The organism is Paenibacillus ehimensis NBRC 15659, from assembly GCF_004000785.1.
Lineage (GTDB): Bacteria > Bacillota > Bacilli > Paenibacillales > NBRC-103111 > Paenibacillus_G > Paenibacillus_G ehimensis.
The window spans coordinates 1-24,356 of sequence record NZ_BILX01000023.1 but is presented as its reverse complement, the minus strand read 5'-3'; the positions used below and the strand labels follow the sequence as shown (position 1 = coordinate 24,356).

Annotated in this window: 21 protein-coding genes and 1 riboswitch; of the genes, 19 read left to right on the top strand and 2 right to left on the bottom strand. The window is 56.8% G+C overall.

The window, feature by feature from the left end:
* From PEH01S_RS15130 to cysC, 4 genes are read left to right on the top strand one after another with little or no spacing between them, the layout of a single operon-like run.
* Positions 1 to 786, top strand: a complete 786-nt coding sequence (locus PEH01S_RS15130; protein WP_025850580.1) for an STM4013/SEN3800 family hydrolase — start codon at positions 1 to 3, stop codon at positions 784 to 786.
* A 30-nt stretch (positions 787 to 816) separates the two neighbouring features.
* Positions 817 to 2,163, top strand: coding sequence for an STM4012 family radical SAM protein (locus PEH01S_RS15125; protein ID WP_127486401.1), 1,347 nt, complete (start codon positions 817 to 819; stop codon positions 2,161 to 2,163).
* Complete coding sequence (locus PEH01S_RS15120; protein WP_127486399.1) at positions 2,154 to 3,056, top strand: STM4011 family radical SAM protein; 903 nt, start codon at positions 2,154 to 2,156, stop codon at positions 3,054 to 3,056. The genes PEH01S_RS15125 and PEH01S_RS15120 overlap by 10 nt, the downstream gene beginning before the upstream one ends.
* A complete protein-coding gene (gene cysC / locus PEH01S_RS15115; RefSeq protein ID WP_025850577.1) occupies positions 3,044 to 3,583 on the top strand; it encodes an adenylyl-sulfate kinase in 540 nt (179 codons plus the stop codon). Before PEH01S_RS15120 ends, cysC begins: the two co-directional genes overlap by 13 nt.
* Here cysC and PEH01S_RS34610 read toward each other — a convergent pair.
* A complete protein-coding gene (locus tag PEH01S_RS34610) occupies positions 3,577 to 3,750 on the bottom strand; it encodes a hypothetical protein (protein WP_164827856.1) in 174 nt (57 codons plus the stop codon). The genes cysC and PEH01S_RS34610 overlap by 7 nt on opposite strands.
* Before the next feature lie 214 nt (positions 3,751 to 3,964).
* Here PEH01S_RS34610 and PEH01S_RS15110 point away from each other — a divergent pair, with 214 nt between their 5' ends.
* Together PEH01S_RS15110 and PEH01S_RS15105 are read left to right on the top strand one after the other, a co-directional pair.
* Positions 3,965 to 5,761 (top strand): M3 family oligoendopeptidase, encoded by a 1,797-nt coding sequence (locus PEH01S_RS15110; RefSeq protein WP_127486397.1) that lies wholly within the window; start codon positions 3,965 to 3,967, stop codon positions 5,759 to 5,761.
* Positions 5,762 to 5,937: 176 nt separating this feature from the next.
* Positions 5,938 to 6,591: a deoxynucleoside kinase gene (locus PEH01S_RS15105; protein ID WP_025850575.1), complete on the top strand. Its 654-nt coding sequence runs from the start codon at positions 5,938 to 5,940 to the stop codon at positions 6,589 to 6,591.
* A 105-nt stretch (positions 6,592 to 6,696) separates the two neighbouring features.
* Here the strand turns inward: PEH01S_RS15105 and PEH01S_RS15100 are convergent, their stop codons facing one another.
* On the bottom strand, positions 6,697 to 8,049 hold the full coding sequence (locus PEH01S_RS15100) for an LLM class flavin-dependent oxidoreductase (RefSeq protein WP_127486395.1): 1,353 nt from the start codon (positions 8,047 to 8,049) through the stop codon (positions 6,697 to 6,699).
* Positions 8,050 to 8,202: 153 nt separating this feature from the next.
* Between PEH01S_RS15100 and PEH01S_RS35815 the strand changes: the two genes are divergently transcribed.
* The 13 genes from PEH01S_RS35815 to PEH01S_RS15035 all read left to right on the top strand — a co-directional run bounded on the left by PEH01S_RS35815 (position 8,203) and on the right by PEH01S_RS15035 (position 24,309).
* Complete coding sequence (locus PEH01S_RS35815) at positions 8,203 to 8,331, top strand: hypothetical protein (protein WP_275452163.1); 129 nt, start codon at positions 8,203 to 8,205, stop codon at positions 8,329 to 8,331.
* Positions 8,332 to 8,636: 305 nt separating this feature from the next.
* Positions 8,637 to 9,422 (top strand): methionine ABC transporter ATP-binding protein, encoded by a 786-nt coding sequence (locus PEH01S_RS15095; protein ID WP_025850573.1) that lies wholly within the window; start codon positions 8,637 to 8,639, stop codon positions 9,420 to 9,422.
* Positions 9,419 to 10,087, top strand: a complete 669-nt coding sequence (locus PEH01S_RS15090; RefSeq protein WP_025850572.1) for a methionine ABC transporter permease — start codon at positions 9,419 to 9,421, stop codon at positions 10,085 to 10,087. The genes PEH01S_RS15095 and PEH01S_RS15090 overlap by 4 nt, the downstream gene beginning before the upstream one ends.
* Positions 10,088 to 10,144: 57 nt before the next feature.
* Positions 10,145 to 11,014 carry a MetQ/NlpA family ABC transporter substrate-binding protein gene (locus PEH01S_RS15085; protein WP_025850571.1) on the top strand — a complete coding sequence of 290 codons (870 nt, stop codon included), beginning with the start codon at positions 10,145 to 10,147 and terminating at the stop codon, positions 11,012 to 11,014.
* A 58-nt stretch (positions 11,015 to 11,072) separates the two neighbouring features.
* Positions 11,073 to 11,183: riboswitch (TPP riboswitch) on the top strand.
* A gap of 88 nt (positions 11,184 to 11,271) precedes the next feature.
* On the top strand, positions 11,272 to 13,056 hold the full coding sequence (gene thiC, locus PEH01S_RS15080; protein WP_127486393.1) for a phosphomethylpyrimidine synthase ThiC: 1,785 nt from the start codon (positions 11,272 to 11,274) through the stop codon (positions 13,054 to 13,056).
* Between the two features lie 19 nt (positions 13,057 to 13,075).
* The gene (gene bluB, locus PEH01S_RS15075) at positions 13,076 to 13,723 is read left to right on the top strand and encodes a 5,6-dimethylbenzimidazole synthase (RefSeq protein ID WP_025850569.1); all 648 of its coding nucleotides are present in this window, start codon (positions 13,076 to 13,078) and stop codon (positions 13,721 to 13,723) included.
* A gap of 173 nt (positions 13,724 to 13,896) precedes the next feature.
* Positions 13,897 to 14,427: a GNAT family N-acetyltransferase gene (locus tag PEH01S_RS15070; protein WP_025850568.1), complete on the top strand. Its 531-nt coding sequence runs from the start codon at positions 13,897 to 13,899 to the stop codon at positions 14,425 to 14,427.
* Positions 14,428 to 15,085: 658 nt separating this feature from the next.
* A complete protein-coding gene (locus PEH01S_RS15060) occupies positions 15,086 to 16,270 on the top strand; it encodes a Glu/Leu/Phe/Val family dehydrogenase (RefSeq protein ID WP_246062932.1) in 1,185 nt (394 codons plus the stop codon).
* 124 nt (positions 16,271 to 16,394) lie between these two features.
* Positions 16,395 to 18,014, top strand: coding sequence for a spore germination protein (locus PEH01S_RS15055; RefSeq protein ID WP_127486391.1), 1,620 nt, complete (start codon positions 16,395 to 16,397; stop codon positions 18,012 to 18,014).
* 165 nt (positions 18,015 to 18,179) lie between these two features.
* Positions 18,180 to 18,602: a heterocycloanthracin/sonorensin family bacteriocin gene (locus PEH01S_RS36150; protein ID WP_407669435.1), complete on the top strand. Its 423-nt coding sequence runs from the start codon at positions 18,180 to 18,182 to the stop codon at positions 18,600 to 18,602.
* A 174-nt stretch (positions 18,603 to 18,776) separates the two neighbouring features.
* A complete protein-coding gene (locus PEH01S_RS15045) occupies positions 18,777 to 20,750 on the top strand; it encodes a putative thiazole-containing bacteriocin maturation protein (protein ID WP_127486388.1) in 1,974 nt (657 codons plus the stop codon).
* Positions 20,747 to 22,690 carry a TOMM precursor leader peptide-binding protein gene (locus tag PEH01S_RS15040; RefSeq protein WP_127486385.1) on the top strand — a complete coding sequence of 648 codons (1,944 nt, stop codon included), beginning with the start codon at positions 20,747 to 20,749 and terminating at the stop codon, positions 22,688 to 22,690. Before PEH01S_RS15045 ends, PEH01S_RS15040 begins: the two co-directional genes overlap by 4 nt.
* Positions 22,691 to 22,713: 23 nt before the next feature.
* Positions 22,714 to 24,309 (top strand): SagB family peptide dehydrogenase, encoded by a 1,596-nt coding sequence (locus tag PEH01S_RS15035; protein ID WP_127486383.1) that lies wholly within the window; start codon positions 22,714 to 22,716, stop codon positions 24,307 to 24,309.
* Positions 24,310 to 24,356: the final 47 nt, after the last annotated feature.

Sequence of the window (24,356 nt, the reverse complement as noted above, 5' to 3'; positions counted from 1 at the left end):
ATGACCATCAATATGAACGACATTGTCGGCACTCACGACATTTTGTTTGTGACGCTTGATACGCTGCGCTACGACGTGGCGAAGCTGGAGGAGGAGAACTGCCCCAATCTGTGCGGCACGGGCGGCTGGGAAAAGCGTCATACGCCGGGCAGCTTTACGTATGCCGCGCACCACGCTTTCTTCGGCGGTTTTTTGCCGACGCCTGCCAATACGGACAAAGCGAGCCATGTCCGGCTGTTCCACTCGAAAAATACGGGATTGCCGACCAACCCGAACACATGGCTGTTCGATACGCCCGACATCGTCTCCGGCCTTGCCGCAGAAGGATACCGGACGATCTGTATCGGCGGCGTTATTTTTTTTACGAAAAAAGTAGCGCTGGCCAAAGTGCTTCCATCGTATTTTCAAGAGAGCTACTGGCGTCAGACGTTCGGCGTAACGAATCCGCGCTCCACCGAGCATCAGGTGAACCATGCGCTGAAGCTGATCGGGTCGGCCGACCCGGGCCAGCGGCTGTTTCTCTTCATGAACGTAAGCGCGATTCACGGACCGAATCATTATTTCGTGCCCGGCGCCAAGCGCGATTCGGTGGACACCCAACGGGCGGCGCTGCGCTATGCGGACGGACAGCTCGGGCGGCTGTTCGAGGCGATGCGCGCGCGGGGCAAGACGTTCTGCATCGTCTGCTCCGACCACGGGACCGCTTACGGCGAGGACGGGTATCACGGACACCGGCTGGCGCACGAAGTCGTATGGAACGTGCCGTACCGGGAGTTTATTTTGTAGACATCAAAGCTATCGAAGGAGGGGCATCAAGTGGAATTCCGGGAATCAGAAGACATCCGGCGCTGGTCGGAGCAGATCGCCGCATCGCCGTACCGGTCTTACTTATACTCCTATCCGCATAAAACGGCCTATCGCGAACTGAACCCGCCGCTGCCGCTGCACGAGCTGTGGAAGCGGGAAAGCGGGGAGTCGTTCTTTTTATATATGCACATTCCGTTCTGCGCGGCCCGGTGCGGCTTCTGCAATCTGTTTACGCTGCCGGACCGGAGCGCCGACGCGCACGAGCAGTATGTCTCCGCACTGGAGCGTCAGGCGAAACAATGGGCGCCCATGGTGGCCCATCGCCCGTTCTCCCGCTTTGCGATCGGCGGCGGGACGCCGACGCTGCTGAATGAGCGGCTTCTCGAACGTTTGTTCAACATCGCGGAGCAGGTGATGGGCCTCGATCCGGACCGTGCCTCGATCTCCGTCGAGACGTCCCCGGACACCGTGACCGATGCGCGAATGAAGCTGCTGAAGGAGCGGAAGGTCGACCGGGTGAGCATGGGCATTCAAAGCTTCATCGAAGCCGAAGCGGCTGCGATCTACCGCCCGCAAAAACCGGGCGAAGTGAGGCGCGCGCTGGAAGTGTTGAAACGCTACGACTTTGCCGTGCTCAATCTCGATCTGATTTACGGGCTGCCCGGCCAGACGGTGGAGTCGTGGCTGTACTCGATGGATCGGGCGCTGGAATACGAGCCTGAGGAAATTTTCATCTACCCGCTGTATACGCGCGAGAACACGATTTTGAAGCCGGAGGAGCTGCGCCGAAGAGGGCAGGACCGCCGGCTGGATATGTACCGTGCGGCTTGCGGCCGCTTGAAGGAGAGGGGCTACGAGGCGTTCTCGATGCGGCGTTTCGCCAAGCCGGACGCGAAGTCCGGGAAGAACCTGCTGCCTTACGGCTGTCAGGAGGAAGGGATGGTCGGTCTGGGCTGCGGCGCGCGTTCGTACACGAGGGAGGTGCATTACGCTTCCCGCTACGGCGTAAGCTACAAGGCGACCCAAAGCATTATCGCCGACTACGTCTCCGCGTCAAGCTACGATACGGCCGATTACGGCTACGTCCTGAACCTGGCCGAGCAGCAGCGCCGTTTCGTGATCAAGGCGCTGCTGCACCGCGAAGGGCTGGAGCGGCGCGCTTATGAAGCGAGGTTCGGCAGCGATCCGTTCGCCGACCGTCCCGAGCTGAGCCGGCTGCTGGCCGCCGGGTTCGCCACATTGGAAGACGGGACGATGCGCCTGACGGACGAAGGCATGGGATATTCCGATGCGATCGGCGACTGGCTGATTTCCGCCAAGGTCAGGGAGCGGATGGAGGAATACGTATGCGTGTAAGCACGACGCTGTATTACCGGGGCGCGCTGTCCTCCTGCAACTACGATTGTCCGTATTGCCCGTTCAGCAAAACGACGGACAGCCGCGAGACGCTGGCGAAGGACAAGGCGCAGCTGGAGCGGTTTGTGGCATGGGTGCGGGAGCAGGGGGCGGACGGCAGACGTCTGTCCCTCTTCTTCAATCCGTACGGCGAGGCGCTGGTTCACCGGTGGTACCGCGAGGCGTTAACGGAGCTGTCCCATCTGGAGCACGTTGACAAAGTGGCGATCCAGACGAACTTGTCCGTCAAGCTGGATTGGACAAGCGGGCTGAACAAAGAAAAGGCAGCGTTTTGGGTCACGTATCATCCCGGTCAAAGGAGCGAAGCGTCGTTTCTCGCCCAGTGCGCACAGCTTTACGTTAAAGGGATTTCTTTCAGCGTCGGCTCCGTCGGGATCAAAAGCTATCTGGAGCCGATCCGTTCGCTGCGCCGTGCGCTGCCTCAGGAGGTTTACTTGTGGGTGAACGCCTACAAGGACCAGCCGGCGTACTATTCGGCCGAGGAGATGGCCGCCTTTCGCGAGATCGACCCTTATTTCGAGTGGAACGCGCGGGATTATGACAGTATGGGGAAGCCTTGCGCCACGGGAAGCCGCGTGTTTTTCGTTACGGGCTCGGGGCTGGTCAAGCGCTGCTATAAGGACAAGGGAGTGATCGGGCATTTGTACCGCGACGGCTTGGAGCGATTGTCCGCGGAGAGACCGTGCCGGATGAAAACGTGCGGCTGTTACATCGGCTATGTGCATATGCCGGAGCTGTCTATGGAGTCGATTTACGGAAAAGGAATATTGGAACGAGTTCCCAGTATGGATGCGCGGTATGCCGGGCAGGAGGTAGTGCCATGCGGCCCTTGAACGATAGAGAAGGCGCCGTTCTCTGGCTCACCGGGCTGTCCGGCTCGGGGAAGACGACGACGGCGAGGGAGGCGGCATCCGTGCTGCGCGGACAGGGACGCCGGGTCGAATGGCTGGACGGGGATGAACTGCGCAAGACGCTGTCCAGCGATCTGGGCTTCACCCCCGCCGACCGGCTAGAGCATATACGCCGGATCGTCGAGCTCGCCAAAGCGCATGCCGACAGCGGCGCAATCGTGCTTGTGTCGGCCATTACACCGTACCGCAGCATGAGAGCTTACGCGAGGTCGGTGCTGCCGCGGTTTATGGAAATTTATGTGGAGTGTCCGCTGGAGGTATGCGAGCGGCGGGACGTCAAAGGGCTGTATGCCAAGGCGCGGCTCGGGCTTATTCCGAATTTTACCGGCATTTCCGACGCCTACGAGCCCCCGGAGCATGCGGAGCTTACGATTCATACGGATGAGCATTCCCTGACGTATAACGTGGAGAAAATCATGCTGGCGCTGCACGCGTTGGACGGTCATTGATTTTTCTCAAAGATACGGATCGGTTTGCGGATTTCCGCATAATTTTCATCGATATCCTGTTTGAGCGATTCCAGAAGATGCAAGGCTTCTTTTTGCTGCTGCTCGTCAGCGATGGAACGGAGGAGCGTCTGAAGACGGTCCAATCTCGTTTTCGTTACGAATCTCATGATGTGTCCTCGCGATCTGCCCAAGCGGTTGGTTTTTTTAAAATCATTCGCAGCCCTTCACCGCTTTCAGGCCAGGTCGGCCGGATAACGGCGCTCCCCCGAATCGCGGGTTTTCGGAAGGGTTAATTGACCACTTGTAGAATAACATGAAGTGCGCAGTTTTTCGCGCTGCTATCCGCTTACATATACTCTTATCCGAAAGGGGTTCCCCTGGATGAACCGACCTTTGCAGCAAACATGGGATTTGGACGTTTTTTTCCCGGGAGGCAGCGATTCTCCCGAATTTGCGCAGTATATGAATGCGCTTGAAGCCGATACGAACCGCTTCCGCAGCGAGCTGGACGCTCTGCCGTCGCCGCAGACCGCAGAAGCTGCCGCCGCTTTGCAGAGCTTCGTAGAGCGGCTGCAGGACCTGCAAAAACGTCTGCGTCAAGCGGCGGCCTTTATCGGCTGCCTGTCCGCGCAAAATCAGGCGGACCGGGGCGCCGTTCGGCTCGGCGGCCGGCTGGACGGCATTCAGGCGAACTACCAGTCCGCCATGACGCGCTTCGACGTGCTGCTTGCGGAGATGCCGGATTCCGTATTCGGCCAGTGGATCGGCAGCGGAGCGATGTCGGAGCTTGCCTTCAATCTGGAGGAACGCCGGACGCAGGTAAAGGACAAGCTGCCGCTGGAGCAGGAAACGTTGGCGAACGACCTTGCCGTCGACGGCTATCATGGCTGGAGCGCCTTGTACGATACGATCGTGAAGCAGATCCGGCTTCCGTACGAGAAAGACGGAAACATGGTCATGCTGTCTGCCGGGCAGTTTTTTAACCAACTGATCAAAGAGCCGGATCGTCAGAAACGGGAGCGCTTGTTCCGGCAATGGGAGGAGATGTGGACGGCCCAGGAAGATTTTTGCGCCGATGCGCTGAACCGTATTGCAGGGTTCCGTCTCCAACTGTACAAACACCGGGGCTGGGATTCGGTGATCCGCGAGCCGCTCCAAATCAACCGGATGACCGACAAAACGCTGCAAACGATGTGGGAAGTGATCGAGAAGAACAAGCCGGTATTTATCGCTTATCTGGAGCGGGTCGCCAAGCTGATGGGAGTGGAGCGTTTAGCCTGGTCGGATCTGAATGCGCCGTTTGAGGGCAAGGACACGAACGTCTCCTACGACGAGGCGGCCGTGATGATCGAGGAGCAGTTCCGCCGCTTCTCGCCGCAGCTCGCCGACTTTACCGTGCGCGCGTTCGAGGAGCGTTGGGTGGAGGCGGAGGACCGCCCGGGCAAACGGCCCGGAGGCTTCTGCACCTCGTTCCCGGTCAGCAAGCAGAGCCGGATCTTCATGACTTACTCCGGGGCGGGGAATCTGTCCACGCTCGCGCACGAGCTTGGCCATGCGTTTCACCAGCATGTGATGAACGAGCTTCCGCCGATGACTCAGCGCTATGCGATGAACGTGGCGGAGACGGCTTCGACCTTTGCCGAGTTGATCGTCAGCGACGCTGCACTGAAACAGGCGGAGACGAGGGAGCGGAAGCTGTTCCTGCTGAAGGATAAAATCCAGCGGGCCGTCGCATTTTTCATGGATATTCATGCGCGGTTCCTGTTCGAGACGCGGTTCTACGAAGAGCGCAAGTCCGGACTCGTCGGCCCGGACCGGTTGAACGAGCTGATGATCGAGGCTCAAAAAGACGCGTTCTGCGGCGCTTTGAGCGAGTACCACCCGCATTTCTGGGCGGCCAAGCTGCACTTCTACAAAACCGGCGTGCCGTTCTACAACTTCCCGTACACGTTCGGCTTCCTGTTTTCCTCGGGCATCTACTCGCTTGCGCGTCGGGAAGGCGAATCGTTCGAGTCGCGGTATATTGCTTTGCTGCAGGATACCGGCCGCCTGACGGTCGAGCAGCTGGCAAGCAAGCACTTGGGAGTGGACCTGGAGCAGCCGGAGTTTTGGCAGCAGGCGGTCGATCTTTCCATCGAAGACGTGAAGCAGTTCCTCGCTTTAACGGAAGAAGGCTAAGCTACGGAAGCGGTCGCCATGACCGCTTTTTTCTTTGGATGCGAAGGCGCAGCCGTTTATCGCAAGTTGAGACAAACCCGGACTTTCCTGCTATAATAGAGCAGTTGTTTTAAGCCATGAACAAGCATTGTTAAAAAGATAAGCTTCACGGAAGCGGCATAAGGAGAAAGGGGACAATGTCAGTGATTGTTGTCGGGGGAATGATCGGTCTGGGGAAAACGTCCGTCGCCGAATTGCTGGGGCGGGAGCTCGGATCGGAAGTATTTTACGAGAGCGTGGACGATAATCCGATTTTGCCGCTTTTCTATACGGCGTCGAAGGAAGAGATCGAGAAGCACCGGTACCCGTTTTTACTTCAGTTATACTTTCTGGACAGCCGGTTTAAGTCGATCAAGAAGGCGCTGCGGAGCAACCGCAACGTTTTGGACCGGAGCATCTACGAAGACTGGTATTTTGCAAAAGTAAACCGCGAGCTCGGACGCATCAACGATCTGGAGTTTCAAGTGTACGAGAATCTTGCAAACAATATGCTCGAAGAGCTGGAGGAGCTGCCGAAGAAAGCTCCCGATCTGATGGTATATTTGAAAGGCTCGTTCGAGACGGTGCTGCGGCGCATTTCGCTGCGCGGACGCGATTTCGAGCAGGACGAATCGCTTGTCGAGTATTACCGGTACTTATGGAAAGGGTACGACGAGTGGCTGATGCAATATTACAAGCAGTCCGACGTGTTAATCGTCGATATGGACCAGACGGACGTCGTGAACAATCAAGCAGACGCCCGGAAGCTGGTCGAGCAGGTGAAGGACAAGCTCAGCGTGCTGCAAATGTAAACGGATGAGCTCCTCGTCCGACAAGACGACGGTTACCATCCATCAATCGAAAGACCGGAACTCCTTCGCAGGTGAAGGAGCCCGGTCTTTTGTCATTCTGGCAAGCTAAAGCTGCGGCTGCTCCGCTCTGGCGGCGGCGAACCGGTTCTGCGGCTTCGGGAGGTGGAAATGGTCTCTCAGCGTACTGCCCTCGTACTCCGTACGGAACAGACCTCTTTGCTGCAGCAGGGGCACGACGTGCTCCACGAAATCCTCCAAGCCTTGCGGAAGCAGGGGAGCCATCAGCATAAAGCCGTCGGCGGCTCTTTCCGTGAACCAGGTTTCCAGCGTATCCGCAATTTTCTCCGGCGTGCCGACGAAATGCTCGCTGCTGAACGAACCGGTCAATAAGGAATACACCTCCCGCAGCGTCGGGTTTTCCTTGGCAATGACGGGCCGGTGCTTGATGTAATCGGATTTCGTTTCCGGCAGCCGGTCCAGCCCGAAGTCCGCCGCTCTCGAATCGAGGGTGGCTCCCGTAAAATCGACGCTTGGGAAATAGTCGGACAAGAAGCCGATGCCCGTCTCCTCGGTAATGTAGGACTCCAGCTGCTTGAGCTTCCGCTTCGCCGCTTCCTCCGTTTCGGCGATGACCGGAGAGATGCCCTGCAAAATATACACGTCGTCGGCCGACCTTCCCGCAGCGGCGACCTTGCTCTTGAAGGAACGGTAAAACTGCTTCGCATCGTCGATATCGTATTTGATGGAAAATATAACCTCCGCCGAGCCTGCGGCAAAGCTTTGCCCGGATTCGGAATTGCCGGCCTGCACGAGAACGGGATGACCCTGCGGGGACCGGCCGATGTTGAGCGGACCTTGCACGGCGAAAAACCCGCCTTGGTGGTTGATCCGGTGCAGCTTGCCACGGTCGAAAAACTGCCCGGTCTCCTTGTTGCGGACAAAAGCGTCGTCCTCCCACGAATCCCACAATCCCTTGACGACTTCGAGGAACTCCTCCGCGCGCTTATAGCGCAGCGAGTGCTCGTAATGCTCCTTGCCTCCGAAGTTGAGCGCCGTATTTCCGGACAAGTCCCGGGTCGTGATGATATTCCAGCCGACCCGGCCTTTGCTGATGTGATCGGCCGACATAAAAAGGCGGGCCAGATTGAACGGCTCGATGTACGAGGTAGAGGCGGTGGCGACGACGCCGATCTTCGAGGTGGCGCCGGCCAGCGCGGTAATGAGCGTGATCGGTTCGTAACGGTTCAAAATATTCGGATGGGACGCTTCGTTGATCGCGAGGCTGTCGGCGATGAAGGCGATATCGAATTTTCCGCGTTCGGCAAGCTGCGCGAGACGCTTGTAATAATCGATGTCGATACTCGCATCCGCTTGGGCTTCGGGATGCCGCCACGAAGCGACATGCATGCCGGTGCCGACCAAGTAGGCGGACAGTTTGATTTGTCTTTTTCGGGTCACAAGCCATACCTCCATATATCCGAGTTAATCAATGTGTTTAATTTGTTATAATTTAACATGATCTTATAACCCCGTCAATTCCTCATCGCATCCGGGACTAAAGTCCAGCAAATCCCTGATCGATTGTCAATATCCATTTCTTAGCCATGTTTTATGATCGGGAATGGCCTGTACGGGCCCGAGGTGCAGGAAGCGGAGGACGGCTCCGTCGACAACAAGGCGCCGCAGCCGATGCTTCGTCAGGAGGCGGCGGCATTGTTTGCAAAAGTGTTGTCCAGTTAAGTAAAGCAAGCGGCGGGAGTGAAGCAGGGCATCCGCGAATAAACCCCGGCATGGGCGTTGTCCCGGGATCCCGGCGCTCCGACTGCTTCTGGGCGTTCGTTTCCCGCGGGACGTTCCATGCAAAAGTTCTTGACATCACCCGGTCCATCCTTTAAATTAAATAAATGAAATCGGTATAGTCGGAATTAAGACGACAACATGCATAATTAGTTGACCAGTCCACTGGAAACTAAGCTTTCCCCGAGCTATGGCTGCGGGGCGACGCTTGGTTTTTTTTATTTTTATCCCGAGAAGCAGGTGAAGGAATGATCGTCATTCGCAATCTTAGCAAATCGTACAGAACGTCGTCAGGCGCATTTCCTGCACTTCAGAACGTCAGCTTGCAGATCGAAAAGGGGGATATTTTCGGCATTATCGGCTTCAGCGGGGCGGGCAAATCGACGTTGATCCGCTGCCTCAACCGGCTGGAGGAGCCGGATTCCGGCAGCATCGAGATCGAGGGCACGGTCATTACGGACTTGAAAGGAAAGGAGCTGCGGCTGGCCCGGCAAAAAATCGGCATGATTTTTCAGCAGTTTAATTTGCTGGACGCGAAGACGGTGTACCAGAACGTCGCGTTTCCCTTGCAGGTCGCGGGACATCCGAAAGCGCACATCCACGGGCGGGTCCGGGAAATTCTCGACCTTGTCGGCCTTGGCGACAAAGAGAACGCCTATCCGTCGCAGCTCAGCGGCGGGCAGAAGCAGCGGGTCGGCATCGCCAGAGCGCTGGTGAACGAGCCCGACGTGCTGCTCAGCGACGAAGCGACGTCGGCGCTCGATCCGCAGACGACCTACTCCATACTGGAACTGCTCAGCGACATCAACCGTCAGCTTAAGCTGACCGTCGTCCTGATCACGCATGAGCTGGACGTGCTGCAGCATATTTGCCGCAGCATGGCGGTGATCGAGCGCGGCCAAATCGTCGAGACCGGGCCGGTCGACAAGCTGTTCCTGAATCCCGAGAGCGATACGGCGCGAAGATTCGTCCGCATACTGGAGCATTACCGCGACAGGCGGTCTGTGATGGAAGGAGTGGGGGCGGGCATATGAGAGACGATCTGATCGAGCTGCTGCTGCAGGGACTTGGCGAGACGGTCTACATGGTGCTTTGGTCTTCCGTCTTCGCGCTCGTTCTCGGCATTGCGCTGGGCATTACGCTCGTCGTTACGGAGAAGGGCGGCATCCTCGAAGCGCCGCTGCTGCACAAAATCATCGGGACGGTCATCAACAGCGTCCGTTCGCTGCCCTTCATTATTCTGATCATTCTGCTGCTGCCGCTCTCCAGGCTGATCGTCGGCACCTCGCTCGGCCCGACGGCCGCTATTGTGTCGCTCTCGATCGGCGCGGCGCCCTTCCTGGGCCGGGTGATCGAGAATTCGCTCAAGGAGGTGAGCGCGGGCAAGATCGAGGCGGCCAAAGCGGTCGGCGCCTCGCCGCTCACGATTATTTTCAGGGTGCTAATTCCCGAAGCGCTGCCGGCGCTTGTCCGCGCGATGACGATCGCGGTCATTGCGATTACGGAATTCACCGCCGTAGCCGGCGCGATCGGGGCGGGCGGTCTGGGCAGTCTGGCCATACGCTTCGGGTATCAGAGGTTTCGCGAGGACGTCTTGATCGCGACCGTCCTGCTCATCATCGCATTGGTTCAGATCATCCAATGGTCGGGCGACTACCTCGCCAAATCGATCGACAAGAAGCGTTACAAGCTGGATTAAGCGCAGGCATCAAATGGGGGATTTTCATCATTTTAATTATAGAAAGTAGGTGTAGGCATGGGGAAAAAAAGTCTTTACTCTCTCACATCCATCTTGATCATTATCGGGGCTATCGTTTCGGGCTGCGCCTCGGGCGGCACCGGGCAGGCCCCGGACACGAAGTCCGCGGCGCAAGGCGATGCCGGAGGCTCGGCGAAACCGGCGAAAGAAGCGACGCTGAAAATCGGGGCGGCCGCCGTGCCGCATGCGGAAATTTTGAACTTCGTCAAGCCGAAGCTGAAGGAGCAGGGGGTCAACCTCGAAGTGGTCGTTTACGACGACGAAGGGCAGCTGAACCCTGCGCTGAAAGACAAGCAGATCGACGCAAACTACTTCCAGCACGTTCCTTATCTGGATTCGGTCAAGGGCGAGAAAGGCTATGATTTTGCCGTCACGACCAAGGTTCATGTGGAGCCGATCGGCTTCTATTCGAGCAAGCTGAAATCCAAGGACGAGATCAAGGAGGGGGCGCGCATCGGCATTCCGAACAATCCGTCCAACGAATACCGCGCGCTGATGCTGCTGCAGCAGCAGGGGCTGATCAAGCTCAAGGACGGCCTGACTACGTACGAAGCGACGCCTAAGGATGTCGCCGACAATCCGAAGAAGCTGAAATTCGTCGAAGCCGATTCTGCAACGTTGCCCCGGTCGCTCCCCGATCTGGAAGGCGCGATTATCAATACGAACCTCGTGCTGGAAGCCAAAATCGATCCGAAATCGGCTTTGTTCCGGGAAGATTCGAAATCGCCTTACGCCAATGTCATCGTCGTGCGCAAGGGAGACGAGACGCGGGACGAGGTGAAGAAGCTCGATGCCGCTTTGACGACGCCGGAGGTGAAGAAGTTTATCGAAGACAAATACGGCGTGGCGGTCGTCCCGGCATTTTAGAAAAATTTACGCTGGCTGTTGATTTTTAGCGGAGCTCGGGTTATTCTTGTACTGACAACTTCATATGCGCGGGAGCTTGGTGAAGCCAGGCTGAGAGGATAACCGGATGTTATCGACCGTTAAACCTGATCTGGGTAATGCCAGCGGAGGAAACACGTAGCCTTTGTATACACAAAGACCGCTTCTTTGCCGTTGCGGTCTTTTTTGTATGCTTTACGTTCCCCGCTTGCTCACATTCATTCGAGGAGGAATTGAAAATGACAAGCGAAAACAAACCAAACCAGCATGCCACGCCGGATGTAACGGGATTTCCCGGGAGCAGGAAGGTGTATGTTCAAGGCTCCCGCGGCGACATTCGGGTCCCGATGCGGGAAATTGCCTTGAGTCCGACGGTGAGTGCGGAAGGGGAAACGACCAATGCGCCCGTACGCGTATACGACAGCAGCGGTCCGTACACGGACGGCGATGTCCGGACGGACATCCGGCAGGGGCTTCCGGCCAACCGGCTGGGCTGGATTATGGAACGGGGCGACGTCGAAGCGTATGACGGAAGAGCGGTAAAGCCGGAAGACAACGGCTTCAAGGAGGAAGAGGGGCCCCGGCGGCAGGAATGGTTTCCCGGTGCACAGCGCCGTCCGCTGCGGGCCAAGCCGGGTGCCAATGTCACCCAGATGCACTACGCCAAAAAAGGAATTATCACGCCCGAGATGGAATATATAGCTATCCGCGAAAATGTAACCCCTGAGTTCGTGCGCAGCGAGGTGGCGCGCGGCCGTGCGATCATTCCGTCGAACATTAACCACCCGGAAAGCGAGCCGATGATTATCGGCCGGAATTTCCTCGTGAAGATCAATGCGAACATCGGCAATTCCGCCGTCGCTTCGTCAATCGACGAAGAAGTGGAAAAGATGCGGTGGGCGACGCGTTGGGGAGCGGATACGGTCATGGACCTGTCGACCGGCAAGCACATTCATACGACCCGCGAATGGATCGTCCGCAATTCTCCGGTTCCGATCGGGACGGTGCCGTTGTATCAGGCGCTTGAGAAGGTCGGCGGAAAAGCGGAGGAATTATCCTGGGAAATCTACCGGGATACGCTGATCGAGCAGGCGGAGCAGGGCGTCGATTATTTTACGATCCATGCCGGGGTGCTGCTGCGGTACATTCCGCTGACCGCGAAGCGCGTGACCGGGATCGTATCCCGGGGCGGGTCGATTATGGCTTCGTGGTGTCTGGCGCATCATCAGGAAAATTTCTTGTACACGCACTTTGAAGAAATCTGCGAAATTATGAAAACGTACGACGTCGCTTTTTCGCTTGGGGACGGCCTGCGTCCGGGGTCCATCGCCGATGCGAACGACGAGGCGCAGTTTGCGGAGCTGGATACGCTGGGCGAGCTGACGCAAATCGCTTGGAAGCACGACGTCCAGGTGATGATCGAAGGCCCCGGCCATGTGCCGATGCATTTGATCAAGGAGAATGTGGACCGGCAGCTTGAGGTGTGCCAGGAGGCGCCGTTCTATACGCTCGGGCCGCTCACGACCGACATTGCGCCCGGCTACGATCACATTACTTCGGCCATCGGCGCGGCGATGATCGGCTGGTTCGGGACGGCGATGCTGTGCTATGTCACCCCGAAGGAGCATTTGGGGCTTCCCAACAAGAACGACGTGCGGGAAGGCGTCATCGCCTACAAAATCGCAGCGCATGCGGCCGACTTGGCCAAGGGCCATCCGGGCGCGCAGGAGCGGGATGACGCGCTGTCGAAGGCGCGGTTCGAATTCCGCTGGCGGGATCAGTTTCATCTGTCGCTCGATCCCGAAAGAGCGCTGGAGTATCACGATGAGACGCTTCCGGCGGAAGGCGCGAAGACGGCCCATTTTTGCTCGATGTGCGGCCCCAAGTTTTGCAGCATGCGTATTACGCAGGATATACGGGAATATGCTAAACAACACGGATTGGAAGACCGCGCCGCGATCGAGAAAGGCTTGGAGGATAAGTCCAAGGAATTCAAGAAAGCGGGTGGTTTAATCTACAATTAATCGCCCTGGGAGGGATCGTATGTTTACGGAGCAGGAAAAGGAAGCTCTATACAAGGTCGTCTATACGAGAAGGGATGTCCGTTCCTTCCTGCCGGACCCGATTCCGGAGGAAGCGGTGACGAACGTGCTTCACGCCGGCCACCATGCGCCGTCCGTCGGCTTCATGCAGCCTTGGAACTTTATCCTGGTGACTTCGGAGCCGTTGAAGGAAAGGCTGGCCTGGGCCGCTGACAAGGAAAGAAGGGCGCTGGCGATCCATTACGAAGGCCAACGGCAAGACCAATTCTTAAGCCTTAAGGTGGAAGGGCTGAAGCAAGCTCCGCTGACGATCTGCATTACATGCGATCCTACCCGGGGAGGCGCCCATGTGCTCGGCCGGAATTCGATTCCCGAGACCGACATGCTGTCCGTCGCCTGCGCGATCCAAAACATGTGGCTGGCCGCCTGTGTGGAAGGGCTTGCTATGGGATGGGTAAGCTTTTATAAGAAAAACGACGTGCGCGAGATTCTGGGAATCCCGCCGCATATCGAACCGGTCGCGCTGCTGTCGGTCGGGTACACGGAGAATTACCCGGAGAAGCCGATTCTGGAGACGGCCCAATGGGAAAAGCGCCGCTCCTTGCAGGACCTCATCTATCATGAGACATGGGGAAATCAGCAGCCGTAAGGATCGAATTTTTCTATTTTTCGATTGAAAATGTCAATTACCCGGCATCTTGACGCCATAACCACCCGATGATACAGTGAAAAACAAATACACCATATCCGATGTGTTTAGTGGAAATAAACTCGCTGCAAATCGGCGCATCGGATGGAGTTTAAGGAAACGGGTGGGGTGCTATGGGGAGCTCGGAAAAAATACGGATTCGCGATGCGACGGAGCTTGACCGGGAATCGATTCTGGCGGTCATGCTGGAAGCATATGAGCAGTACCGGACGGTGCTGCCTCCCGCCCGGTGGGAGCCGTACCGGGAATCGATCCGGGCCTCCGTCGACGGAGACGGTCCCGCGGCCCGGATCGTTGCCGAGCTTGCGGGGAAGGTGGTCGGCAGCGTGCAGCTGTTCTTGTCCTCCGACGCCGCTTACGGCATGCCGGAGCTTGGGATTCAATCGCCGATCATTCGCTTTCTGTCGGTTTCGCCGGCCGCGAGAGGACGCGGAATTGCGACGCTGTTAATTCAAGAAAGCGCCAAGCGCTCCCTGGCATTCGGGGCGGCTACGCTGCATTTACATACGTCGGACATCATGGAGTCCGCGGTTAAATTGTATGAGCGCTTAGGCTTCGAGCGCGCCTTCGACAAGGATATGCGCAATGGCGATACGCTTGTGAAGAGCTACAGGATTCATTTGAAGGAAGCGGCCCTATTATAGCGTATGAAAGATCGTGAGCTGTGCGGACTCGTGGCAGTGGAGACGGAACGGCTAAGGAGATATCGTTAAGACTTATGTCTTCGATATCTCCTTTTATTTTGCCGGATTTCCGCCTGCGACAACGTTCGGACGAGTCGCCGTATAAATGTGTCATCCAAGAAACGCAATCGAAGTTGGCATGAAAAATTTCGCCAACATGATTGTTTGTAACCATCATCACAGCGTAAAGTCGGTTCTATGTATATACTTTCTCCAGTTGAGCCGAACAATCCTCTTAATAGTGCAGTCCGTGTGCTTTCTTCCGTTTTCCCGGTTATTCGGCCGACATGCAATAAGCCCGCATTTTCATAGGATGAGGCCTTGTAGGTTGACCCAAAGCAGCATAATAAAGGAAACTATTCACTAAATAGAAGGTTATAAATAATTATATATTGTACAATATTTCTTTTTGTGTTATACCTTATTGAGGGCAAATGCTGGGCAAGCCAGATATCCGATCTGCCGGGCCCGCGCAAACCAATATAACAACATGGGGGAAGTCCACGTGTCCTTGATCGTAAAGAACGAACAGAACGATAAGAATGAACCTACGCAAGCGCAAGAGAAGCTCAACTTGTTCGAAAGAACGCAAGAAGTTATCCGTACCGCTCTCGATCGAATGGGGTATAAGGACGATGTATACGACTTGTTGAAGGAGCCGCTTCGACTGCTGACGGTGCGCATTCCGGTTCGCATGGACGACGACTCGATTAAAGTATTTACAGGCTACCGCGCTCAGCATAACGACGCGGTCGGACCGACGAAAGGCGGCGTGCGCTTCCATCCGGACGTCACGGAAGAGGAAGTCAAAGCGCTGTCCATGTGGATGAGCATCAAATGCGGCATTACGGGGCTGCCGTACGGCGGCGGTAAGGGCGGAATCCAGTGCGATCCGCGGTCGATGTCCTTCCGCGAGCTGGAGCGCTTGAGCCGCGGCTATGTCCGCGCCATCAGCCAATTGGTCGGACCGACCAAAGACATTCCGGCGCCGGATGTGTTCACCAACTCGCAAGTGATGGCTTGGATGATGGACGAATACAGCCGCATCCGCGAATTCGATTCTCCGGGCTTCATTACCGGCAAGCCGCTCGTACTGGGAGGCTCTGCGGGCAGAGAGTCCTCGACCGCGCTCGGGGTAACGATCGTCATGAAAGAGGCGGCCAAAATCGCAGGCATCGAAATTCCGGGCTCCCGCATTATCATCCAAGGCTTCGGAAACGCAGGCAGCTTCCTGGCTCAATTCCTGCATGAAGCGGGAGCGAAGGTCGTAGGCATCTCCGATGCTTACGGGGCTTTGTACGATCCGGAGGGCCTCGATATCCCGACGCTGCTTGACAAGCGGGATTCGTTCGGAACGGTTACGCCTTATTTTAAAAGTCAGCAAATTACGAATAAAGAGCTGCTCGTCCAAGAATGCGACATTCTGGTTCCGGCAGCTATCGAGAACCAGCTTACGGAGGAGAATGCGCCGGACATCAGGGCCCGCATTGTCGTTGAAGCGGCGAACGGACCGACGACGCTCAAGGCGACCGAAATTTTGACGAACCGCGGCATTCTGCTCGTTCCCGATGTACTTGCCAGCGCCGGCGGCGTGGTTGTCTCCTATTTCGAATGGGTGCAAAACAACCAAGGCTACTACTGGTCGGAGGAAGAAGTTCAAGACAAGCTGGAAAAAATATTGACAACCTCCTTCCACAATGTGTATCGGACCTCGACGGACAAAAAAGTGGACATGCGATTGGCGGCTTACATCGTAGGGCTGAAGCGGATGGCCGAGGCCATCAAGTGGAGAGGCTGGGTATAAGCGTATATTTATAGAAGCATGGCGGAAATCCATCTATGGAAGCATAGGTGGATTTTTGTTATTCAGCCGTCGCTTCGCATAACAAGATTCCGGTTTGCCCACCATAATATGGGGGGCGACGTGCATGTGGAAGTTTATTTCGACTTATATGATGAATTGGGAAGTTATTTTGCAAGCCGTCCTGTGCAGTCTGGTGCCCTATGGTGTGTACAAGCTGGGAGCTTGGTTGAAATCGGTTTTGGCGATCCGCAGCAGCAGCAAGCCTGACGCGGAAGAGCGGTTATATGACTTTACCGGAACGTTCGAGAAGGACTTGTCGGAGCTTCAAGACAGATTAGGCCGCAATGACGACCTTTTGATCCGAACGTTTCGAGTTGGCGAATCGCGTATAAAGGCAGCCTTGGTCATCGTGAAGGAGCTCGCCGACAAAAACTACATCGATACGCACATATTACCCGCCCTGATGTCCGACTTTACGATGCCAAGCTGCGCGGAAGGGCTGCCACCGCTTATCAAAAACCGCATCCTGTCCGTCAGCGGGCTGGGCGAAGCAGGGAACCTCCGCGATTTGCTGCCCGGTTTGTGGAAAGGGAATGCCGGACTCTTGATCGACGGCTGCCCGAACGTCTTCGTCCTGGCCACCGGGAGCGAGAAAAAACGCAGTCTCGGCGAGCCGTCCTCGGAATCTTTGGTCCGGGGACCGCGGGTCAGCTTCAACGAAAGCCTGGCGGATAACACCGCGCTGCTGCGTCAGCTTGGCGGGAGCCACACCCTATGTATCGTATATACCATGGTGGGGCGCAAAGCTCCCAAAACGGCAGCCATCGCTTACAACAGCGACATTGCCAATGACGCATTGGTGCAGGAGGTCCGGCAGCGCATCGCCCGGATCGATATAGACGACGTTCCCGATTCCGGGTATATCGAACAATTTATCGAAGACAACCATCTTACGCTGTTTCCCCAAGTGCAAAATACGGAACGGCCGGATCGGGTAAACAGCGCGCTGATGGAAGGCAGGGTGGCGATCCTGCTGGACGGCTCCCCGTCTGCGCTGATTGTGCCGGTAAGCATCAGCATGCTGCTGCAATCCCCGGAGGATTATTACGAGCGCTGGATCCCGGGCACGCTCGTGCGCGTGCTGCGTTATATCGCAGCGCTGATTTCCACGATCGGACCCGCACTCTACATTTCGTTCATCTCGTTCCATCAAGGGCTGATTCCTACCAAATTGGCGGTGTCCATCGCAGGCTCAAGGGAGGGCGTGCCCTTCCCCTCGTTAATCGAAGCGTTGATCATGGAAGTATCGATCGAAATATTGCGTGAGGCCGGTTTGCGCTTGCCGAAGCCGATCGGCCAGACCATCGGCATCGTAGGCGGCCTGGTCATCGGGGAAGCGGCGGTACAAGCCGGCATCGTCAGCTCGATCATGGTCATCGTCGTTGCCATTACGGCGATTTCTTCGTTTGCCATCCCTCAATACAGCGCAGGAATTGCTTTGCGGATCATACGCTTCGGTACGATGTTTTCGGCGGCCATCTTCGGATTGTACGGGGTTATCCTGTTCTTCCTGCTGGTATGCAGCCATTTGGCCAAGCTGAAGAGCTTCGGCATTCCTTACTTGAGCCCGGCGGCTCCTTACCGGCTCGGGGATTGGAAGGACTTCGTCCTGCGCGCGCCGCTTCCTTTAATGACACGCCGTTCGAAGGCCCTGAGGGTAAAACAGCCGAAGCGCCGCGGATAAAGAAGCATGGATTCGCTTATCGCAATAACCCGGATGACACAAGTCGTCCGGGTTATTCGCCATTATCCGATATGAAAACCTACTTTTCACCATTATTGAAAAATGATTCGGAATTAAGCTTGGCACCCCGTAACACATGCGGATCGAAATTCATAAAAATGTTGTATGTTCTGTCGAGAGCAGAGAAAGCGCGATCACGGAAGCACGCTTCTTGCCCGGGTTCTTCCTTTCAATCTCTTGCCAGTCTCCGGCTCGAGCCGGCACTACTTTATTTTGACGGAGGGAATGTTCAACATGAGTGAATTTCAGAATGAGCTTCAGCAGTTGCAGGTCGCGGCCTACAATGCGGGTCAGGTGACGCCTTTCCAACATCAGGGCGAGTACGAAGCCGATTCTCGTCTGTGTGGCGGCGGTTGCGGTGGTTGCGGCGGTTGCGGTTGTTTCCGTTGTCCATGCGGCTGCGGCTGCTTCCGTTGCTTCTGCAGCTGCTTCTGCGGCGGAGGCTGCGCATGCGCATGCGGAGGCGGACGCTGCGGACGCTGCGGAGGTTGCGGAGGTTGCGGACGTTGCGGCGGACGCTGCGGTTAAGTCATTAACGGGATCGCCCCGCTAGTATCAGCCCCTGCTAATGCTGCTTTGATCCGGACCGCAGGGGCTGGAACGGCCCTAGAAAATAATTGACAAGAAGGACAAACGACATTACATAAGATAGCAGTGAACATCCGGCCGGATTGACCAAAAGTATGGATTAGGAGGAGTGAGATGACCATATTAGATGCTTCCGTGCGCCCGAAAATCAATGGGGACACCTTTTTTGTTCCCGATCCGAGCGGCGCGGTCTATTTTAGAAACAACATGGGCTCGTTCCGGTTGGAAGGCGAGTCCATTGATCGTTGGGTCGAGAAGCTGATACCGGTATTTAACGGGAATTACACGCTTATGGAATTGACGGACGGCTTGCCGGAGCCGCACAAAGGCCGCGTGTTCGATATTGCGGCTTTATTGATCCAAAACGGCTTCGCAAGAGATGTCAGCGGAGACCTCCCTCACCGGCTATCGGAAAGGATTCTTGAAAAGTTCGGCTCGCAAATTGAATTTCTGAGCAATTTTGGAGGTTCCGGCGCGCACCGCTTCGAGCAGTATCGCCAACAGAAGGTGTTAGCGGTTGGCTCCGGTGCTTTTCTGGTTTCATTGGTGGCGGCCTTGCTGGAATCCGGGCTGCCTCGAATGGGAGTGGCCATTGGCGATTCTTCGCCGACCAACCGCGAGCGGTTGAAGGAGCTGGGGGAGCATGCCCGGAAATCCGATCCGGAAATACATATTGTGGAAGTGGCTTACCCCGGACGGGACGCTTCCGCTTGGCGGGAGGTCCTGAAACCGTTCGATTCCGTCATGTACGTATCGCAGGAGGGGGATGTCGAAAAGCTTCGGATCGTCCATGCGGCCTGCAAAGAGGAAGGAAAGCTTTTTCTTCCCGCGATTTGCCTGCAGCAAGCGGGTTTGGCAGGGCCTCTTGAGCGGCCGGAAGACGGGAACGGTTGGGAGTCTGCGCTGCGGCGCATTCATCAGCCCGTTCTTCGTCAAGATCCGCAGCAGCACACGTTTTCTGTCCACGCCGGGGCCTTGCTGTCGAATGTGATCGTGTTCGAGCTGTTCAAAACGGTAACAGGGGCTGCCGATCCGCTGCGAAATCAGGCGGTATATCTGCTGAACCTGGAGACGCTGGAAGGAGATTGGTACTCGTTCCTGCCTCACCCGATGGTGAGCGGCTGCAACCGGATTGAACGGATTCCGGATATCGAGCTGCGGCTGATGCAGGATTCGGACCCGGCGCCGCAAAGCGGAAGGCACAGCCCGCTACTGGATTATTGTGAACGGTTAACCTCGCCGGATACGGGCATTTTTTATGAGTGGGACGAAGGCGACTTAAAGCAGCTGCCGCTTGCGCAATGCCGGGTTCAGGTGGCGGATCCGCTCTCGGACGGGCCGGTTGAACTGCTTCCTTCCATAGTCGGTACAGGATTGACGCATGAGGAAGCAAGACGGGAGTCGGCACTTGCCGGGCTGGAAGCTTATACGTCCCGTTTGGCTGAACTTACGCGGCAGGCTTCAGTTCCGTCGGAAACGGATGCAGCCGGTCTGCATGAGCACGAATATGTCGGCATCGGGGCGGGAGAGACGCTGACCGAAGCCGTATGGCGGGGCTTGCGAAAGTGTCTGGCGGAAGAGCTGGACCTTCGGCGGACCGGTCTAAAGCAGCTTGTCACTCCGGTGCAGCTGAGTAGGGTGGATGACGAGCTGGCCCGTTATTATTTGAAATCCTTGTCTACGCTGCAGGGGGAGCCGGGCCTCGTTCTGGAGGAAGAGCTGCTCGGTTTCCCGGTGGTGCGTGCGGAAATCGGCGGAAGATGGTACACGGGCGTCGATTTGCATATCACCCTTGCGCTTCGAAGGGCTCTTCTCCAAGCGCTGTCGGAGGTTCAAAGTCAAAAACCCCGGCTTCAGGTTCGGATTGCTTCGGTTCCAAGCCGGGCACCGAAGAAGGTCCGGCCGCGCAGCTTGACCGTCCCAGCCTTCGAAGAAACATCGCAGGCCAGCGTGCTGGCCTCCGCCATACAACAGCTCAAGCAGCACGGCAGACAGCTGCATGTATTTGATTACAGGCTCGATCCCTTTTTGAATAAAGGGCCTGTGCACGTCCTGGGCGTTGCGCTGAGAGAGGAGGTTTTGCCATGAGCAGTGTTGTAGCCGTTATCGGCAAAGGCGTGCTGGCGGATTTGATATGCGCCGAACTGCATTCTTCCTTTTGGGTGATCCGTACGGTCGAGCTTGAGGAGGAGGAATTCCGTTCGGCTGATCTGGTCATCCTTGCGCAGGATGGCTGGCTCCCTGCCGTGCAGGATAAGGCGGAGGAGGTGCTTCAGACTGCCAAGGTGCCGTGGCTGCGGGGATTCGTGTCCTTTGGGGAGGCGTTAATCGGACCGTTGGTCCGGCCAGGCGTTCAGGGATGCTCCAGATGCGCGGACATGCGGCGGCTCATGGCCACTACCGACCGCAGGGAGCTGCGTGTGCTGCAGCAGCAGCTTGCCGAACGCGGCGGAATCCCACAGGACGCCTGGGCTTCCCGTACGGGACTGACGCAGGCGGCGACTCTGCTGGCTGCGGAAGCCCGGCGCGTGCTTCTCGGCGGACAGCCTCAATTGGAGGAACGAATCCTGCTGGTGAATCTGAAAACCTTGAAGACTTCACGCCATCTCTTTTTACACGATCCGACGTGCCCGATTTGCGGCGATTTGCCGGAAGATTCGGAGGAGCTGGCCAATTTCTCGCTTGGGTCAAGTCCGAAGGTCCATCCGAACAGCTTCCGCTGCCGTTCGATCGATGATTTGAAGCAGGTGCTTGTCCGCGATTATTTGGATTTCCGGACCGGGCTCATGAATGGCAAAATGAAAGAGGGGATGTCGCCGTTCGCCGATATTACCGTAAATCTTCCGTTTTACGGCGGAGACGAACCGAGTTCCGGGCGGACGCTCTCCTATGCGGACAGCGAGCTGACGGCGATACTGGAAGGCTTGGAGCGTCATTGCGGTGTAGTTCCGCGAGGCAAATGGACCAAGGTTCGCAAAAGCTACCGCGAGATCGCCGATCATGCGTTAAATCCGCTCGAGGTAGGAGTCCACGCGGAAGAGCAGTACGCGCGGCCTGATTTTCCGTTCCGGCGGTTCGATCCCGATCGTGAGATGGACTGGGTCTGGGGCCGCTCTATCATACACAATCGTCCCATTCTGGTACCGGAGCTGCTCGCTTATTACAGCCTCGGCTGCGGAAACGGCGTTGTCTATGAAACGTCCAACGGATGCGCTTTGGGCGGCAGCATGGAGGAGGCCATTTTCCACGGCATTATGGAAGTGCTGGAACGCGATTCATTCCTGTTGACCTGGTATGCGCAGCTTCCGCTTTCCCGTGTCGACCCTTATTCCGCCGGTGACCGCGAACTGAATATGATGATCGACCGGATGAAGGCGGTGGCGGGCTACGAGCTGCACGTGTTCGATGCGACGATGGAGCATGGCATCCCGTGCATCTGGACCTATGCGAAAAACCTGAAACCGCGCGGGATGAACCTCATCTGTGCGGCCGGAGCCCATCTCGACCCGATCCGGGCGCTGAAAAGCGCGATCTTCGAGCTGGCGGGCATGATGCTCTCGCTGGATGAGCGATTCGAATCCAAGCGGCAGGAAAGCGAACGGATGGCAGAGGATCCGTTCCAAGTGAGAGAGATGGAGCATCACTCCCTGCTGTACGGCCTGCCGCAGACGGAGAAGCGTTTGGATTTCTTGTGGAAAAAGCCCGGACCTCCGCTGACGTTTCGGGAGGCGTTCCCGCCGCAAGCCCTGCATGCGGACCTTACCGACGACTTGAAGATGATCTTGGAGAAATTCCGCTCCTTGAATCTGGATGTGATCGTAGTCGATCAGACCTCGCCCGAATTGAAGCGAAATGGGTTAGCCTGCGTCAAAGTGCTGATTCCGGGGATGCTGCCGATGACGTTCGGGCATCATTTGACGCGTGTTACCGGGCTGGAGCGGGTACTGAAGGTTCCCGCGCAGCTTGGCTATACGAAGCAGCCGCTCACGGTCGAACAGCTCAATCCGCATCCGCATCCGTTTCCGTAAGCCTGTCGAAGGGGGAGAGTACAGTGAGCCTTAAGTCTTTTTTGCACAAGCTGCATTACGATCCTGATCATTCCCGGCCGCCGGACTTCGAACCCGACTGGTACAACGCTCCGCTTGCTTATAAGCTGTACCGCGGCTTGCCGACTTTTACGCTCTCATCGGAAGTGCCGCTGACCCTTGAAGGAAGACCCGTGCCGGATAGGCCGGAAATTCGCGATATCGGTCATTTTCTCTGGTATGCTTACGGGCTTGCACAGCTGTGCCAGTCCGCCTTTTACATGGATTACGGAGGGCTGGAGGGAGAGACCAGCGTATTCCACGCGCTCCGAAGGTTCGCACCTTCCGGCGGCTCCCTGTATCCGAGCGAGTTGTACGTGTACTTGAAAACGGACGATTTGCCTGTCGGGCTCTATCATTACGATACGGCGCATCATCGTCTCGTCTTGCTTCGTCTTGGCGATTTTGATGCTTATCTGGCCCGGGGGCTGGGGGACCGCTGCGACCTTTCGGCTTGTTTCGGGGCGGTGTTTGTGTCTACCATATACTGGAAAAATTTTTATAAATACAATAACTTCGGCTATCGTCTGCAAGGACTTGACGCCGGCGCGCTCATCGGACAGCTGCTCGAAACCGCCAAACGGTTCGGATTTCATACGGGGGTATACTTCCGTTTTCTCGACCGGGCCGTTAATCACTTGCTTGGTCTTGCCGAACAGGAGGAGAGCGTGTATGCGGTCATCCCCTTATCGCTGCAGCCTACGGGCGCCTGGTTTTATGGCAGCGGAGCCGAAGCGGGTGTCTTGACATCCCGCCAATTATGTGCCGCGCTCCCCGCGATCCGGCATGAGCATTACGTCCGCTCGCTTCGCACTACAGAGTACCCGATGCTGCTTCGAATGAACGAAGCTTCGTTGATGGAAACGACGGAATCGTTCGGTCCGCTCGATGCCGCGAATATCGGAGGAACGATGACCGGCGGAGGGGAGACGGTCCCGCTGCCCAGAACGCAAAGACTTTCGTTCGATCTGGCTTCGGTCGTTCGCAAACGGTACTCGCCGCACTTGGACTTTGTTTTTAACCCGGTTGATGCTCATCAGACAGCCGCTTTACTCCACGAGGCAACGGCTTCGTTCCCTTATACGAACGATTTGGATCCGGCCGGTCATGAGCCCGGAAGGCGGGTATCTATTTACGGCTGTTTGTACGGAATCGAAGGTATTCCCGACGGCGCTTACCGTTACGATGCGCTTGCTCACGAGCTGCGGCTGATCCGTCCGGGAGACTACAGAATGCTGCTGCAGCAGGGAATAACGATAGGGAATGTGAATTTGTTCCAGACTCCGCTTTGCCTGCACGTAGCCGCGGACAGAAACCACTATGCGGATGCGCTCGGCTTTCGGGGGTACCGCATTCAGCAGATGGAAGCGGGGATGCTGGTTCAGCGGCTGTTGATCGCGGCGGTCGCTCTCGGGCTTAACGGGCATCCGCTTCTTAGCTTCAACCCGGCCGATTGCGATAACATTTACAAGATGGAGGCGGAGGGCGTTACCAGTCTCATCCAAGTGCCGCTAGGCGCCTGCAGACCCAGCTCCCGGCTGGAGGGAGGGCTGTACTCCTGAGAGAACGGCAAAGGACAGCCGCTCGAAGTCACATTCGGGCATGCTGT